The 533-nt window shown below is 51.8% G+C and carries 1 protein-coding gene; it reads left to right on the plus strand.

Going from position 1 to position 533, the window contains the following annotated elements:
- Positions 1–17 precede the first annotated feature (17 nt).
- On the plus strand, positions 18–533 hold a 516-nt coding region (locus C3B52_RS35845; RefSeq protein WP_268811934.1), incomplete at its 3' end, for a hypothetical protein.

Consider the following 533-nt stretch of genomic DNA (forward strand, 5'->3'; position numbering starts at 1 on the left):
GCGGATCTGTCATTCCCGTGAAACCCATCATGTCTGACACGCAGGACCTTTCGTCCATGCTGCTTCAGGATGATGCCTACATCGGATTTACGGCAGCCACGGGCGGTTCCTATCAGGACCATGACATCTATTCCTGGCAGTTTAACAACTACAGCGGACTGATTGTGCCTGGCACGAATCAAGGACAACAGGAAGTAGAGCAGGCCCCGACCCATATCCAAATTGTAAATACGGTGCCTTTAAGAAATGCAAGCGGCCTACCTGTTTTCTTCCAGAAGGATACTAATGGCAGTAACGGCGTACTGGGCGTTAAGCCTGTGACCGGTGCAGCCGGAGATACTCCAATGGACGGCATAAAAGCCGGGGGATCTACTGCAGAGATCCAAGCGGAGGTCCGAACTATCGATGGGGACCTTATCGCCGGTTATCCGGTTACCTTCTCCATGTATTATGTATTGGCAAATACTCAGGTCGACATCGGCAGCGGACGCAAGGTATGGTCCGAAACGCTTGCCGACGATTCCGATATGTAT

This window comes from Brevibacillus reuszeri, assembly GCF_002897295.1.
Lineage (GTDB): Bacteria > Bacillota > Bacilli > Brevibacillales > Brevibacillaceae > Brevibacillus > Brevibacillus reuszeri_A.